This is a genomic window from Mesorhizobium sp. M0870 (assembly GCF_040319775.1).
Classification (GTDB): domain Bacteria; phylum Pseudomonadota; class Alphaproteobacteria; order Rhizobiales; family Rhizobiaceae; genus Mesorhizobium.
The window spans coordinates 21257-34530 of sequence record NZ_JAMYOI010000021.1 but is presented as its reverse complement, the minus strand read 5'-3'; the positions used below and the strand labels follow the sequence as shown (position 1 = coordinate 34530).

The 13274-nt window shown below is 61.9% G+C and carries 11 protein-coding genes and 1 tRNA gene; 6 read left to right on the top strand and 6 right to left on the bottom strand.

The genetic code is table 11. The features are described 5' to 3' along the window. Positions 1-291: 291 nt before the first annotated feature. From NKH97_RS23005 to NKH97_RS22990, 4 genes are all read left to right on the top strand, one after another. Complete coding sequence (locus NKH97_RS23005) at positions 292-1224, top strand: lysylphosphatidylglycerol synthase domain-containing protein (RefSeq protein ID WP_023810186.1); 933 nt, start codon at positions 292-294, stop codon at positions 1222-1224. 176 nt (positions 1225-1400) lie between these two features. Further along, positions 1401-1474 (top strand) — tRNA-Gln (locus NKH97_RS23000). Between the two features lie 214 nt (positions 1475-1688). Further along, positions 1689-2291 (top strand): hypothetical protein, encoded by a 603-nt coding sequence (locus NKH97_RS22995; RefSeq protein ID WP_023810185.1) that lies wholly within the window; start codon positions 1689-1691, stop codon positions 2289-2291. A 70-nt stretch (positions 2292-2361) separates the two neighbouring features. Then, complete coding sequence (locus NKH97_RS22990; RefSeq protein ID WP_352798853.1) at positions 2362-4083, top strand: hypothetical protein; 1722 nt, start codon at positions 2362-2364, stop codon at positions 4081-4083. 50 nt (positions 4084-4133) lie between these two features. On the opposite strand, the gene NKH97_RS22985 is transcribed toward NKH97_RS22990, so the two are convergent. Then, complete coding sequence (locus NKH97_RS22985) at positions 4134-4355, bottom strand: hypothetical protein (protein WP_352798852.1); 222 nt, start codon at positions 4353-4355, stop codon at positions 4134-4136. A 268-nt stretch (positions 4356-4623) separates the two neighbouring features. Between NKH97_RS22985 and NKH97_RS22980 the strand changes: the two genes are divergently transcribed. Then, entirely contained in the window at positions 4624-5628 is a 1005-nt protein-coding gene (locus NKH97_RS22980; RefSeq protein ID WP_502897090.1) for a L,D-transpeptidase family protein, read from the top strand. 69 nt (positions 5629-5697) lie between these two features. On the opposite strand, the gene NKH97_RS22975 is transcribed toward NKH97_RS22980, so the two are convergent. Continuing rightward, positions 5698-6384 carry a D-lyxose/D-mannose family sugar isomerase gene (locus NKH97_RS22975; protein ID WP_013532294.1) on the bottom strand — a complete coding sequence of 229 codons (687 nt, stop codon included), beginning with the start codon at positions 6382-6384 and terminating at the stop codon, positions 5698-5700. 190 nt (positions 6385-6574) lie between these two features. Here NKH97_RS22975 and NKH97_RS22970 point away from each other — a divergent pair, with 190 nt between their 5' ends. After that, positions 6575-7633 (top strand): D-TA family PLP-dependent enzyme, encoded by a 1059-nt coding sequence (locus tag NKH97_RS22970; protein WP_352798875.1) that lies wholly within the window; start codon positions 6575-6577, stop codon positions 7631-7633. A 33-nt stretch (positions 7634-7666) separates the two neighbouring features. Here the strand turns inward: NKH97_RS22970 and NKH97_RS22965 are convergent, their stop codons facing one another. From NKH97_RS22965 to NKH97_RS22950, 4 genes are all read right to left on the bottom strand, one after another. Next, positions 7667-9298 carry a tetratricopeptide repeat-containing sulfotransferase family protein gene (locus tag NKH97_RS22965; protein ID WP_352798850.1) on the bottom strand — a complete coding sequence of 544 codons (1632 nt, stop codon included), beginning with the start codon at positions 9296-9298 and terminating at the stop codon, positions 7667-7669. A gap of 37 nt (positions 9299-9335) precedes the next feature. Then, positions 9336-10085 carry an outer membrane protein gene (locus NKH97_RS22960; RefSeq protein ID WP_352798849.1) on the bottom strand — a complete coding sequence of 250 codons (750 nt, stop codon included), beginning with the start codon at positions 10083-10085 and terminating at the stop codon, positions 9336-9338. Between the two features lie 120 nt (positions 10086-10205). After that, a complete protein-coding gene (locus NKH97_RS22955; RefSeq protein WP_352798848.1) occupies positions 10206-10979 on the bottom strand; it encodes a heme ABC transporter permease in 774 nt (257 codons plus the stop codon). A 136-nt stretch (positions 10980-11115) separates the two neighbouring features. After that, entirely contained in the window at positions 11116-12897 is a 1782-nt protein-coding gene (locus tag NKH97_RS22950) for a glucan ABC transporter ATP-binding protein/ permease (RefSeq protein WP_352798847.1), read from the bottom strand. Positions 12898-13274: the final 377 nt, after the last annotated feature.

The following is a 13274-nucleotide window of genomic DNA, read 5'->3' as shown; positions in this document are numbered from 1 at the left end:
GCCGCGTGCCGAATTTTGCCGGCAGGCCGCAAACCGCCGTTCCGGTGCGGCCGCGTAATGAACCCGCACGCCGCAGATGCCGGCGCTACGCCTGCCGGCGTCTCTTTCGGCCGCTCACGCCGGACAAATCTTGCCGGCCACCGCTGCGACAAGGGTTCGCGGTTGAATAGCCGGCTTCGATGAGGCATTTCTGAAATGAGCGGAAGAATCCGGCACAGCCGGCCTCCCACCAGCCACGGAAAAGGAAGCGGACCCGCAACGCATGGCATTCCGGCAATGAATTGGCAGGCAATGAACTGGAGACGCTATTTCTGGCCGGTTGTCGGCATCGCCGCCGTGATCTTCTCGCTGCTGCTGCTCTGGCACGAACTGCGCGGCGTTTCACTCGACGACGTCTGGGACGGTATCACGGCCATTCCGACCCGGGGTTGGGTCCTTGCCGCGCTGTGTTCGGTCATCGCCTATGCCTCGCTTGCCGGCTACGACCACATCGCGCTCCTGCATATCGGCAAGCGCGTGTCGTGGCTGTTCGTCACGCTGTGCTCCTTCACGACCTATGCGCTGTCGCACAACATTGGCGGTTCGGTGTTTTCCGGCGCCGTCATCCGCTATCGCGCCTACGGCACCAGAGGCCTGACCGGTCAGGATGTCGGCGTGCTGGTGGCGATCTGCTGGATCACCTTCGTGCTATCGACGATTCTCGCCTCTGGCCTCGTTCTGGTGTTCGAGCCAGAGGTACTCGACCGGTTTTCCGGCATCGCTCATCATGGCCTGTCGGAAGCGGCCGGTATCGCGATGCTGCTGCTCGTCGCCGCCTATGTCTTCGGCAGCTGGCTGCATCTGCGCCCGCTGAAGATCGCCAGCTTTCAGCTCCACTATCCGGCGCTGCCGATCGTCGCCCGGCAGTTGCTGATCGGCCCGATCGAACTGCTGGCCGCCGCCGCGATCATCTTCTTTGCCCTGCCAGCAGCCCACAATCCCGGTTATTTCGTCATTCTCGGCGTCTTCCTCGTCTCCTTCTCGATCGCACAGATCTCGCATGCGCCGGGCGGGCTCGGCGTGTTCGAGGTGGTGTTTCTCGCCGGCCTGTCGGACATGGATCCGGTCGGCGTGCTGGCGGCGCTGCTGGTGTTCCGGCTGTTCTACCTGATCATCCCGCTGATTCTGGGCCTGGGGGTGGTGCTGTTCTTCGAACGCTCGCAGTTCAGCCGGACGGAGCCTTGAGGCGCGGGATTGGACTGGGGGCCGCGCGCCGGCATCTGAAGAGTGGTGTCTGAAATCACCTGACGAAACCTGCCATTGAACCACAGAGCAGGCTTGACTATTTTCCGCTGGCGGCTACAAGGCAGCGCTCACAGCGGCTTGCCCGCTCGGCCCGCACGGTTCATGACCGCGCCTGCTGGGGAATAGGTTAACGGTAGACCCACGGACTCTGACTCCGTTAGTCCTGGTTCGAATCCAGGTTCCCCAGCCAAAATCCCACAAGCAAACCGATGATTTAGCACGCCAATTTGGCATCGTTTTCATCTGCATCGCTATGTCAGTTACGCACAGTACCGGGCTTTTACGGGCGCTACCCGCAGTTGCCCGCAATTGAGCCGGTCGAGATTCCCGGAGCGAAAAAGATCGTTGCGGCCGGCGCGTGCTACTCGCTAAGCTTCATGAAGGTTCCAGCACAATGCCGCGTCATGCTCACTGACAGCCAGTACATTTTCGAAAGCATCAAGGAGGGCTGCTTGACGCTCTCCGATGACGAGTTCGTCATCGACAGGCTGGTGAAGTATTTCGGCAATGGGAGGATCCGATGGCATGTCGAATTCCGTGGGCATCGCGTCGAGCTGACGACAGGCCAGCTCAAGAAGCAGCCGACCTTCCGCAGGAAGATACTCGAACAGGCTGGGGTGCTGCCGCCCCAGCGTGCCGGAACCGACTACAGGCGATGGGCACTCGATCTGAGGAAGAATGCCATCGAGCTTCCGTGGCGGGATAGGCCGGTGGACGTCGGTTTCGCCATCGACAGGCTGACCAGCCATGGCGATGAGCGCTGGACGGTCGAATACCAGGGCAAGGCCATCAAATTCACGACGACCAAACTCCGCAGGCAGGTGAGTTTCCGCAAACGCATGCTGGCCAAGGCCAAGGTGTTGCCGCCTCAGTTGGACCCGGCTGCCTATCGGAAGTGGATGGACTGGCTCATTCAAAACGCCACTGACCCGCAGCCCGGCGATGTCTTGATGACGGAAAAAAGTTGGCTCGACGACCTGCCAGAGCTAGCCGGCTGGCAAAAATGAAGCGCCGCTTAAGGACCAGCTAGCAGTGGTGGCAATATCTAGAACAACAGCCCAAACTTGAATGGAAGACATGGACCGCTTCGACCTCGGCACCTACCGCCGCCCCATCTCCACTCGCTCGGCAGAAACCCAGCGTTGGTTCGATATCGGCCTCAACTGGTGCTACGGCTTCAACCATGAGGAAGGCATCAAGTGTTTTCAGAAGGCGCTGGAGACGGATCCTGACTGTCCGATGGTTCATTGGGGCATCGCCTATGCCGCCGGACCTTTCTACAATCTGACCTGGAAGGAGCATGGCGAGGCCGAGGCCGGCAGCGCGGCCAAGCGCTGCTTCGAGCATGTCCAGCTTGCGCGGGCCAATGCGGTTGCCGCCAACGAAATCGAGAAGCGGCTGATCGAGGCGTTGGCCGCCCGCTTCCAGAAGCCGCACCGGGTGAGCCCCGAGGAATTCGAACGGTGGGGTGACGCCTATGCCGCCGCGATGCGGCTTGTGTACAGCGACTTTCCCGACGACCATGATGTGATGGCACTGCTGGTCGAAGCGCTGATGATGCGCACGGTGCGGCGGCTGTGGAACCTCAAGACCGGCGCGCCGGCTCCGAATTCCGATGTCGTCGAGGCGCTCGATGTCTGCGAGCGGTCGATCCGGCTTGCCGATGAAGCCGGCGCGGCACAACATCCGGCGATCGTCCACCTGCACATTCATCTGCTGGAAATGTCCACCATGCCGGAGCGCGGCATGCGCTCGGCGGATCTGCTCGGCGAGATGTGCCCCGATGCCGGACATATGAACCACATGCCGGGGCACATCTATGTGCTGTGCGGCGAGTATGAGAAAGCCAAACGTGCCAGCGAAAAGGCGGTGCGCGCCAACGACCTCTATCTCGCCTATGCCGATGAGCCGACCTACTATCTGCTCGGCTGCTGCCACGATCTGCATCTGATGATGTTCACCTGCATGTTGTCGGGCCAGTACCAGCCTGCACTGTGGGCCGCCGACAGGGTGCGCAGCCTGGTCGCGCGCGACGTGGTCGCCATCCCCGGCCGGCCCAAGCTCACGCAGACGGTGGAAGGCTACCATGCGATGAAATCGCATGTGCAGGTGCGCTTCGGCCGCTGGCGGGAGATCATCGACGAACCGGCGACCGCGGAGCCAGGCCTCTATGTGCTGACGGCGGCCATGCAGCACTACGCCAAGGGTGTGGCGCATGCGACGCTTGGGCAATTTGCTGAAGCCGAGCGTGAGCGCGAAGCGTTCCATCGGCATCTGAAAGGCATTGCGCCCGAGCGGCGCTTCCTCAGCAATCCGACGCAAGCCTCACTGGCTGTCGGTGCCGCCCTGCTCGACGGCGAGCTGGCGTACCACCAGGGCCGGCATGAGGAGGCGTATGGCCATTTGCGGCAGGCGGTCGAGCTTGACGACAATTTGTCATACACCGAGCCGTGGGCCTGGATGCACCCGCCGCGCCATGCGCTGGCGGCGCTGCTTCTCGACCAGGGCCACGCCCAGGAAGCAGAGCAGGTCTATCGCGACGATCTGGGTCTGAGCGGCACGGTGCAGCGCTGCGCCCAGCATCCGAACAATGTCTGGGCATTGCACGGGCTGGTGGAATGCCTGAAACGGCGCGGCGAGACTGATGAATTGCCGACATTGCAGACAAGCCTTGCCGCGGCGCTGGCCAAGGCGGATGTGCCGATCACCTCGTCCTGCCTGTGCAGGACGAGCGCGCAGCAAGGCTGCTGTCACTGGCGCGAAGTCAGCCTGTCGCCACTGTTGCGGCCGATCGGCTAGCCAACAGATTGTCGGCGCCGTTGGCGGTGGAAATCCCCGCCGCCCGGTCGTCACCTGCCGATCAGCCAAGGCTCCATGCCGCGTCGTTCCACGCCTTCCTCGATCAGCACGGAGCAGTCGATCTCATCGTGAAGTTGGGCATTTGGGTCGGACGAAAGCCAGGAAGCATAGGACCGAAGCTGCTTGAGCCTGGCTGTTTTCTCCAGCCGTGCCTGGCGCTCATCCTCGGCTGGTTGAGCCGGTCTTCTGTCCTTCTGGGCAGGAAATGTCATCCTGGCTCTCCTCGGTCACTGAGCCTATGAAAACAGGCGCTCAATGGGACCTTGGCCCATTGCCAACACAGGCGCTGACGAGAGTCGCCATCCATCTTGATGATGGCGGACCCTTATCAACATGCACCCGCGCCACCGCCGGGTGCTCCTGGTCCGGGTTCGCTGCGGCGCATCGGCACTCGGCAGCCGGACTCAGATGCAGGGAAATGGAACCAGATCGGCCGTGCGACGTCATAGAAGCAGGTGCTCATACAGGAGTGTGACCTCCATGATCAGGCTCGTTCTTGCCGCGGCCGCCATGCTCGTCATGGCATGCGATGCAACGGCGGCGGCAAAACTGGACGCGGCCACCGTCAACAACGCCCAATTTGACGGCAGCGAAGCGAAAGGCGTCAGTGTGACCGTGCTGAAGGCGCAAATCCTCCTGGATCGTGCACGCTTCTCGCCAGGCCTGATCGACGGCCGCCAAACAGAGAACTTCACCCGGGCAGTCAGTGCGTTTCAAGCGGCCAACGGATTGCCTGCCGACGGCAAGCTTAGCCGCGAGACATGGGACAAGCTGGTCGCGACATCCTCGCGCCCCGCGCTTGAGACCTACGAGTTGACGCGCAAGGATGTGCGTGGACCGTTCACCAGGCGAATTCCGGCGCGCATGGAGAGGATGGCCCGCCTGCCCCGGCTCGCCTATCACAATGCCTTGGAAAAGATGGCGGAGCGCTTCCACATCAGCGAGCAGCTGCTTGAACGGCTCAATCCCGGCATCGGCTTCAGAAAGGCGGGGCAAAAGCTGCTGGTGCCAGCTGTCGCCCGAGGTGATCCGCCGCAAGACATTGGGAACGTCGAGGTCGACAAGAGCGCTCGCCAGGTTCGCGTGCTCGACCCTTCCGGCAAAGTGCTTGCGACGTACCCCGCCTCGATCGGGAGCCAGGAGAAGCCCGCGCCGAGTGGCGAGGCAGAGGTCAAACGCGTGGTGCGCCACCCAACCTATCACTACGATCCAGAGTTTGCCTTCAAGGGGGTGAAGACCAAGCGCCCCTTCACGATCGCTGCCGGACCAAACAATCCGGTGGGATCGGTCTGGATCGATTTGTCCATCGATAGTTATGGCATTCACGGGGCGCCGGACCCAGGCAAGATCGGAAAGACCTTCTCGCATGGTTGCATCAGGCTGACCAACTGGGATGCCGAAGACCTCGCCTCCGAAGTGCAAAAAGGCACAAAGGTCGTCTTCAAGGACGAAGCGGCAGGATCGGTCGAACAAGGATCGCAGTAGGTAGGCGCTACCGGCTAACCCGCTTTCGATCGTGGGGCTGGCGTCACCGAAGGCATGGGGCGGCGCCCCCTACCCCAGCCACTTCTCATAGTCGGACACCAGCAGGTGGATCGGGGCAACGTCTTCGTCGATGTTGGAAAAACGGCCGATCGGTTCGCGAAACACATTGTCGGTGAGATCGTCATTGACGGTCGAGACCTCGCCGATCAGCACGTCCTTGCCCTCGGCCCAGAAGGCATGCCAGACGCCGGGCAGCAGCGTGACGCTCTGGCCCGGGTCGAGCTTCAGGAGCCCACCCGCAGGCAGCCTGTGGATGGTTCCGTCGACCGGCACCGAGACCTCGGCCTTGGGATCGATGCCGCCGTCGCGGTCATGCATGAACAGTTCCAGCACCAGCTTGCCGCCGCCACGGTTGATGATGTCCTCGGCCTTGATGTTGTGGCGGTGCATCGGCGACAGCTGGTCCTTGCGCGAGATCATGATCTTCTCGGCATAAAGCATGCCCATGCCCTTCTTCATGTCCTCGTAGCGGCCGTTGCGAACGGTGAACAGGAACAGGCCGAGTTCCCTGAATTTCTCTTGCCCGTAATCGGTGATGTCCCAGCCAAGCCGCGAGGTGAATACGGCCGACGAGTCGACCTGACGCGCCTTCGCCTCCTGCGGCGACCAATAGGCGAAGGGCGGCATGATGTAGCCGAACGAGCGGATGAAAGCGTCGGCTTCGCGAATGATGTCGTTGATGGCGGAGCGCTTCATGATCATGATCCCTTCGTATCGATTTGTCTGGCAAATCGCATAGCCGAACGTCGATGCGGTGTCGATCCATCTCGCCGCCTGTCCGGCGTTGCGCTTAGGCGCATGGACCACAGATCCGCTTCGCTGGCCGCGTGACATCACGGATTTTCAGGGCCATAAAACCCGCGGATTCCTCATGGGGTGAAAGATGATGCCGACCGTTCACGATCTCGATACGCCATCCATCCTGATCGACACCACGCGCGCGGAAGCCAACATTGCCCGCGCCCAGGCGCATGCCGACAAGAACGGGCTGAAGCTCAGGCCGCATATCAAGACGCACAAATTGCCCTACTGGGCGAAGAAGCAGGTGGCGGCCGGCGCCGTCGGCATCACCTGCCAGAAGATTGGCGAGGCCGAGGTGATGGCGGATGCCGGGCTGACCGATATTTTTCTTCCCTACAACATCCTTGGGCGCGCCAAGCTGGAACGGCTTCTGGGCCTGCATGGGCGCGTCACCCTGTCGGTGACAGCGGACAGCATGGAGACGCTCGAAGGGCTGGCAACCACCTTCACCGATGCCGGTCATCGTCTGCCGGTGCTGGTCGAATGCGACACCGGCATGGGCCGCTGCGGCGTGCAGTCGGCTGATGAAGCGGTCGCGCTGGCAAGACAGATCGACAGAGCCGGTGGCCTCGCCTTCGGCGGACTGATGACCTACCCGGCCGCCGGGCGGGCAGCGGAGGCCGAAGTCTGGCTCACCGAGGCCAAGCAGGCAATGGCCGCGTCGGGCCTCGCCTGCGAACGCATCTCCAGCGGCGGCACGCCGGATATGTGGCGCTCCAGCGATACATCTGTTGTCACGGAGTATCGTCCAGGCACCTACATCTATCTCGACCGCTATCAGGTCGCCAAGGGCGTCGGCAGCCTCGACGACTGCGCGCTGACGGTGCTGTCGACGGTGGTCAGCCATCCCACAGCGACGCGCGCTATCCTCGATGCCGGCAGCAAGGCGCTGTCCAGCGACACGCTGGGTCTCGCCGATTTCGGCGAGTTGCTCGGCGTGTCGGGAGCGCGGGTGACGGGCCTGAGCGAGGAGCACGGCACCGTCACGCTTGCGGGCGACGGCAGGCTGCGCATCGGCGAGCGCGTGCGTGTCGTGCCCGACCATTGCTGCGTCGTCACCAACCTGTTCAACGAGGTCAATCTGGTCAACGGCGACAAGGTGCTGGAAACGCTCCCGGTGGCGGCGCGCGGAAGGATGGGATGAGACCGACGCGCCCGAACCGAACGCCAGATGCACTCAGCGTTGAAGAACTGGACCCAGCGCGGCTTTCAATGGATCGAGGGCATCGCCATAGAGTTTCCAACGTTCGACCGAGGACGAATAGATCGGCTGGCGTACCTGCCAGCGGCTCGGCGTCCGCACCGTGCGCTCGGTTTCGTTGAAACGCAGGCAGCCATCGTCCCATTCAACTCCGAGAAATCCAATCAGCCCACGCGCGCGGTTTTCGAAATCGGCCACCGTTTCTTCGTAGGGCATGTCGTGAATGGGCAAGGGAATGACCTCGGCCCAACGGCGCATCAAGCGATCGTATTGCCGGTAATACAGCCCAAGCTTGGTCAAATCGGCATTGTAGCCGTGCGCCTCGGAGAAATTATGCATGAAACAGGACGCGCAATTATCCATCGGGTCGCGCCGGCAATGGATGATGCGGGCATTTGGCAAGATGAGGCTGATGAAGGCCAGCATTTCGAAATTATGCGGCATCTTGTCGACGACCAGCCGCGCCTTGCTGTTGCGCTTGTTGAGATCGTCAAGATATTTCGAGCCAAGCTCTTTCGCCTTGGCCGGAGTGAGCGCCGCAATGGCCTTGGTGAAGACAGCCGGATCGAGTTTGTCGAACCCGAGTTCACCGGCCAACGAGCGAATGGTCGACAGTTCGCCGGCGCCATGGATATCACGATGACTGGCGCATATCTGCTCGGTCAGCGTCGTTCCCGACCGTGGCATACCGACGATGAAGACCGGGCGTCTCGACGGATTTCCTAATTTCGGCCGCGCCGCGAAGAAGTCGGCATCGAAAGTGTCGATGAAGCTGTCGTAAAGCTGGGTGTGCCGGTCAATGTCGAAGTCATTGCCGGAAATTGCCTTGGCCTGCGCGAAATGGCGGATTGCCAGGCGATACTCGCGCTGATCGTTGAGCATCTTGCCAGCGGCATGGTGCAGCACCACCCGCTCGCGATCGGTTGTCATGGGCAATTCCAGGCGAGCCCGTATTAGAGGCAGCGCGGGATCGTCCTTGACCGCCTTGCGCGCCAGCGCCATTCCGGCCAGCGCCTCGACATGGCTCGGGTCGATGGCAAGCGCGCGGCCAAAACATTCGACCGCCTCGGCCTGCCGGCCGATATCGGTAAGCAGATCGCCCATGCCAACAAGGGCCGTCAGCGATTGGCTGTCGACCGCCAGCGCCCGGCGATAGAAACCTTCGGCGACGTCGCCCTCGAGCTGACTACGGTAAGACCGGCCGAGATTGCACAGGGCTTCGATGAGCCGGCCGTCAAGCGCGATCGCCTTCTTTAGATGTTTGCGGGCGCGCTCGATGTCGCCGGTGACATTGTAGGCGTTGCCGAGGTTGTTGCGGAAGATGGCATTGTCCGGCTCGAGCTTGACCGCCCTTTCCATATAGGCAATGGCGGCGTCATGATGCTCGGCCTCGATGGCCAGAGTGCCCATCAAATTCAGCGCCATGGCATTTTTGGGCTGCGTGCGAAGCACCGTCTGGTAGCAGAACTCGGCCTCGCGAAAACGCTTGCGCCGCTGCAAGTCGATGCCGCGCTGCAATGTCCGTTCCGCCGGCTCGCCGGCGATCGGGAGCAAGTCGTGACCTGTTGCCGGAAGGCCGAAGGGTTGCCGGCGCGGCAAGAGCGGCATCCGTCCCCTCTCGTTCTCGCCGCTTACGACGAACCAATCAGAACTTCAGCGTAACGCCCAGCTGGAGATTGTGGGAATACAGCTTGGCATTCTCGTATATGCCGCCGCCATCATTATCTTCTAGATCCACGCTTGTCACGGCCTTGAACCGGTAGCCGAAGTCGAGGTCGACATTCTGCGTTACGGCGTAAGTAACACCGGCGCCCACCTGGCCAGCGAAGCCCCAGCCGCCAGACCCATAGCCATAGTCGTTACCGTTGAAAGTCGTGTCTGCGGTAACGTAGGCGGCGCCGATGCCGCCGCCGACATAGAGCTTGGCATCGCCGAAATGCGCGACATCGGCCCAGACATTGGCGAGAAGATAAGTGGCCGACAAATTGCCGGAAGCGGGACCGGAATCCGCGTCAAAGGGGCCGCTGTAGCTATACCCACTTGCCTTGTAGCGCGCATAGGACAGTTCGCCTTCGACACGGAACGTATCATTGATCCGCCGACCGACAGCGCCGCCGATCACGAACCCGGTCTTAAGATCAACCGAATAACCGTAGCCGTAGAAATCCGTTTTCACATGATTGGGAAAGCTGGCACCGCCAAACAGCGTGACATACCAGAGGTCCTCGGCCCTCGGAACATCGACGACCGCATCGGCCGCGTGTGCGGAACTCCAGCCGAGACCCAAGGCAATCACCGACGCACCGGCCAAAAGACGTAATTTCACGACAGAATCCCCTCGCAACACGTAAACCCAAGAAACCTTGGCTTGAGGGGAGGACAACGTCAAGGACAACAGGCCAAAGTCCGGCCCTTTGGAAACCCCTGTTGCAATGCAGCAACATAGCAGAAACTGCTAATAACACTTAGAGGCATATCACGACCGCCGCGCTCATCATTCGGCGCCGAGGCAAGATCAGCGCATCGTCAAATCGCGCTTGTCGGCCTGCCGTGCCGCAACCCTGCGCATGACAATCACCCTGCGGCGGCGGATTTCGGTGCGCATCGCCATCAGGTGCAGCGCGAAGAACAGCACGGTAAAGCCGAGCGCCATCACCAGAAGCGGCCATAGCAGGCTGGAGTCGATGGTCGAACCGCCCATGCGGAACACCGAAGCCGGCTGATGCAGCGTGTTCCACCAGTCGACCGAGAACTTGATGATCGGGATGTTGATGAAGCCGACCAGCGTGATGATGGCGGCGGCCCAGGCGGCGCGGCTGGCATCGTCGAGCGCGCGGGTCAGCGCGATGATGCCGAGATACATCAGGAACAGCACGAAGACCGAGGTCAGCCGGGCATCCCAGACCCACCAGGTGCCCCACATCGGCTTGCCCCAGATCGAACCGGTGATCAGCGCCAGCGCGGTGAAGACGGCGCCGATGGGCGCTGCGGATTTCAGCGCGACATCTGCCAGCGGGTGCCGCCAGACAAGCGTGCCCAGCGCCGAGACCGCCATCAGCGTGTAGCACATCATGGCCAGCCAGGCGAAAGGCACGTGGATGTACATGATGCGGACGGTTATGCCCTGCTGGAAATCCTCAGGCGCGGCGAAGCTCATATAGAGCCCGACGGCGAGGATGAGTGTGGCGATCGTGGCCAGCCATGGCACGACCTTGTCCGCCAGCCCGACGAAGCGCGTCGGGTTGGCGAGATCCATCCAGCCGGTCAGGCGTGAAGTCGTGTCGCTCATGCGGTTCTACATAAACCGCCACGGCGTTCGGGGCAATCGAGCGGTGGTGTCGCAGACGCAATTGGGGCGGTCGTGCCTGTACTCTCACCTGGACCTATGGTCCGACCTCCCACAAGGGGAGGTCGGAGAAAGAAGCTCAGGCGGCTGCTTCCTGCTGTTGCAGCACGGTGCGGCTGAGGCGGCGAACCTCCTCGTCGTTGAGCAGGCCGCCGGCGCGCAGCAGGCTGGCAAAGCGGCCATTGCGCAGCGACAGCTCGGTGAAGCCGCCCATCTCGACCACCCTGCCCTTGTCCATGAACACGACCAGATCGGCGTCGCGAACGGTGGTCAGGCGGTGGGCGATGATGAAGGTCGTGCGGTCGCGGCGCAACTCGTCGATCGCTTCCTTGACGCGGTCCTCGGTCTCGACGTCGAGCGCGCTGGTCGCCTCGTCGAGCACCAGGATCGGTGCGTCCTTCAGCACGGCGCGGGCAATGGCGATGCGCTGACGCTCGCCGCCCGAAAGCTGGCCGCCACGTTCGCCAACCACCGTGTCGTAGCCATTGCTCTTGGACAGGATGAAGTCCTGTGCGGCAGCCGCATTGGCGGCGGCATGGATCTCGTCATTGCTTGCATCGGCGCGGCCAACACGGATGTTGTCCTCGATCGAGCGGTTGAGCAGGCCGGCATCCTGGAATACGGTGGCGATCGAATGGCGCACCGACTTGCGGGTCACGGTGCGGGTGTCGATGCCGTCGATCAGGATACGGCCATGGGACGGCGAGAAGACACGCTGCAGCAGGTTGATGAGCGTGGTCTTGCCGGCGCCCGTCGGGCCTACGATGGCGACGGTCTGGCCCGCCTGCACCTCGAAGGACACGTCGTCGATGCCTTGGCCGGAATTGGCGAACTCAAAGCCGACATTCTCGAAGCGGACATGGCCGGTGACGTTGGCAAGATCGCGCAAGCCGTCCGGCTCGGCGGCATCAGCCGCGGAGTCCTCGAGGTGGTAGAAATCCTCAAGTTTGGCACGGGCCTCCGAAATCTGGTTCGCGAAAGCCGACATCTGGTCGAGGCGAGCGATCAGCATCGTGGCAAAACCGGTGAAGGCAATGACGTCGCCGACACCCAACTGACCATGAGTGACGAGATAGGAGCCGATCGACAACACGATCAGCATCGAGATTGCCGATGACAGACGGTGCAAGGCATTGGCCAGCGCCCACCAGTCGAGCACGGGGTTCTGCGCGTCGAGCAGGTTCTTGACGTAGCGGCGCAGCGTATCGGCCTCGTGGCCAAGGCGATTGTAGCTCTGCAGCACCGCAACGTTGCTGACCGAGTCGGTCACATGCGCGAACACCTTGTGGTAGTGACGCTCGACCGCAGCCTGGCCCGCCTTGGTGCGGCGCATGACCATCCGGCCGATGCCGACATAAAGCAGCCCGAGGCCAAGCAGCACCAGCGACATGCGCAGGTCCATGCTGATCGCGGTCGGAACCAGCAGCACGAGGGCGACAGCCGTGGACAGATGCTGGCGCATGAATTCGAGCCAAAGGCTGAACAGGGTTTCGACGGCGCGCAGCATCGTGTGCAGCGCATTGGAGGTGCCGTGCTGATGGTGCCAGGCGAGCGGCATGGTGATCACACGCTCGAAGGACTGGCACAGCACTTCGCTGCGCCGAGCATGGGCGAAGCGGTCAGCGCCGCGCGCCACCATGACGAAAGCAACGATGTTGAAGGCGCCGAGACCGGCCCACATGACCAGCGTGGTGAAGACAGAGCCACGCTCGGCGATGGCGCCGATGACGCGACCGAACATAATCGGCTCGAGAAGCGCTACGATGGCGAGAGCCACGTTGGCCGAACAGATCAACGCAACGCGTTTCCTGTCCGCGGCCAGATAACCGAGAGCTCGCCAGTAGATTTGCAGAAGGGTCACCCCAGTTACTCCGCCACGCTGTTTATTGTGCACTGCATCATTTTATTCGTACCGGTTGATACGTCGCAAAACAATGGCCGTGTACCCCTTCAGTTCCCTTAGAGCGAACAAAAGATGGCGACGTTCCGAAATCTGCCGTGATCACCTAACGGTTTGAGAAGACAGGTAAAATGTCAGGCATGCGGCGAAATCATGGCAGTTGGCAGGTGCTGCCATAATTTTAATCAGCAACAATGTCGGGCGGATGACTAAGGCCGCAATCGCCTTTTGCGAAGTATAGAGCGAAACAAAGCTGCAGGGCGCCCTTCCAGGTGAAGGGAGGCCAAACTCTCACTGCTCGTGGCGCCCCTGTCGGACGCCTCAAGCCTTTGATTTCA

What these genes read in the sequence shown, in the direction of transcription:
- NKH97_RS22975 (WP_013532294.1), bottom strand. Translation starts at nt 6,384, where the DNA reads ATGAAGCGCTCCGCCATCAACGACATCATTCGCGAAGCCGACGCTTTC.
- NKH97_RS22990 (WP_352798853.1), top strand. Translation starts at nt 2,362, where the DNA reads ATGGACCGCTTCGACCTCGGCACCTACCGCCGCCCCATCTCCACTCGC.
- NKH97_RS22970 (WP_352798875.1), top strand. Translation starts at nt 6,575, where the DNA reads ATGCCGACCGTTCACGATCTCGATACGCCATCCATCCTGATCGACACC.
- NKH97_RS22985 (WP_352798852.1), bottom strand. Translation starts at nt 4,355, where the DNA reads ATGACATTTCCTGCCCAGAAGGACAGAAGACCGGCTCAACCAGCCGAG.
- NKH97_RS22995 (WP_023810185.1), top strand. Translation starts at nt 1,689, where the DNA reads ATGCTCACTGACAGCCAGTACATTTTCGAAAGCATCAAGGAGGGCTGC.
- NKH97_RS22980 (WP_502897090.1), top strand. Translation starts at nt 4,624, where the DNA reads ATGATCAGGCTCGTTCTTGCCGCGGCCGCCATGCTCGTCATGGCATGC.
- NKH97_RS22955 (WP_352798848.1), bottom strand. Translation starts at nt 10,979, where the DNA reads ATGAGCGACACGACTTCACGCCTGACCGGCTGGATGGATCTCGCCAAC.
- NKH97_RS23005 (WP_023810186.1), top strand. Translation starts at nt 292, where the DNA reads ATGAACTGGAGACGCTATTTCTGGCCGGTTGTCGGCATCGCCGCCGTG.
- NKH97_RS22965 (WP_352798850.1), bottom strand. Translation starts at nt 9,298, where the DNA reads ATGCCGCTCTTGCCGCGCCGGCAACCCTTCGGCCTTCCGGCAACAGGT.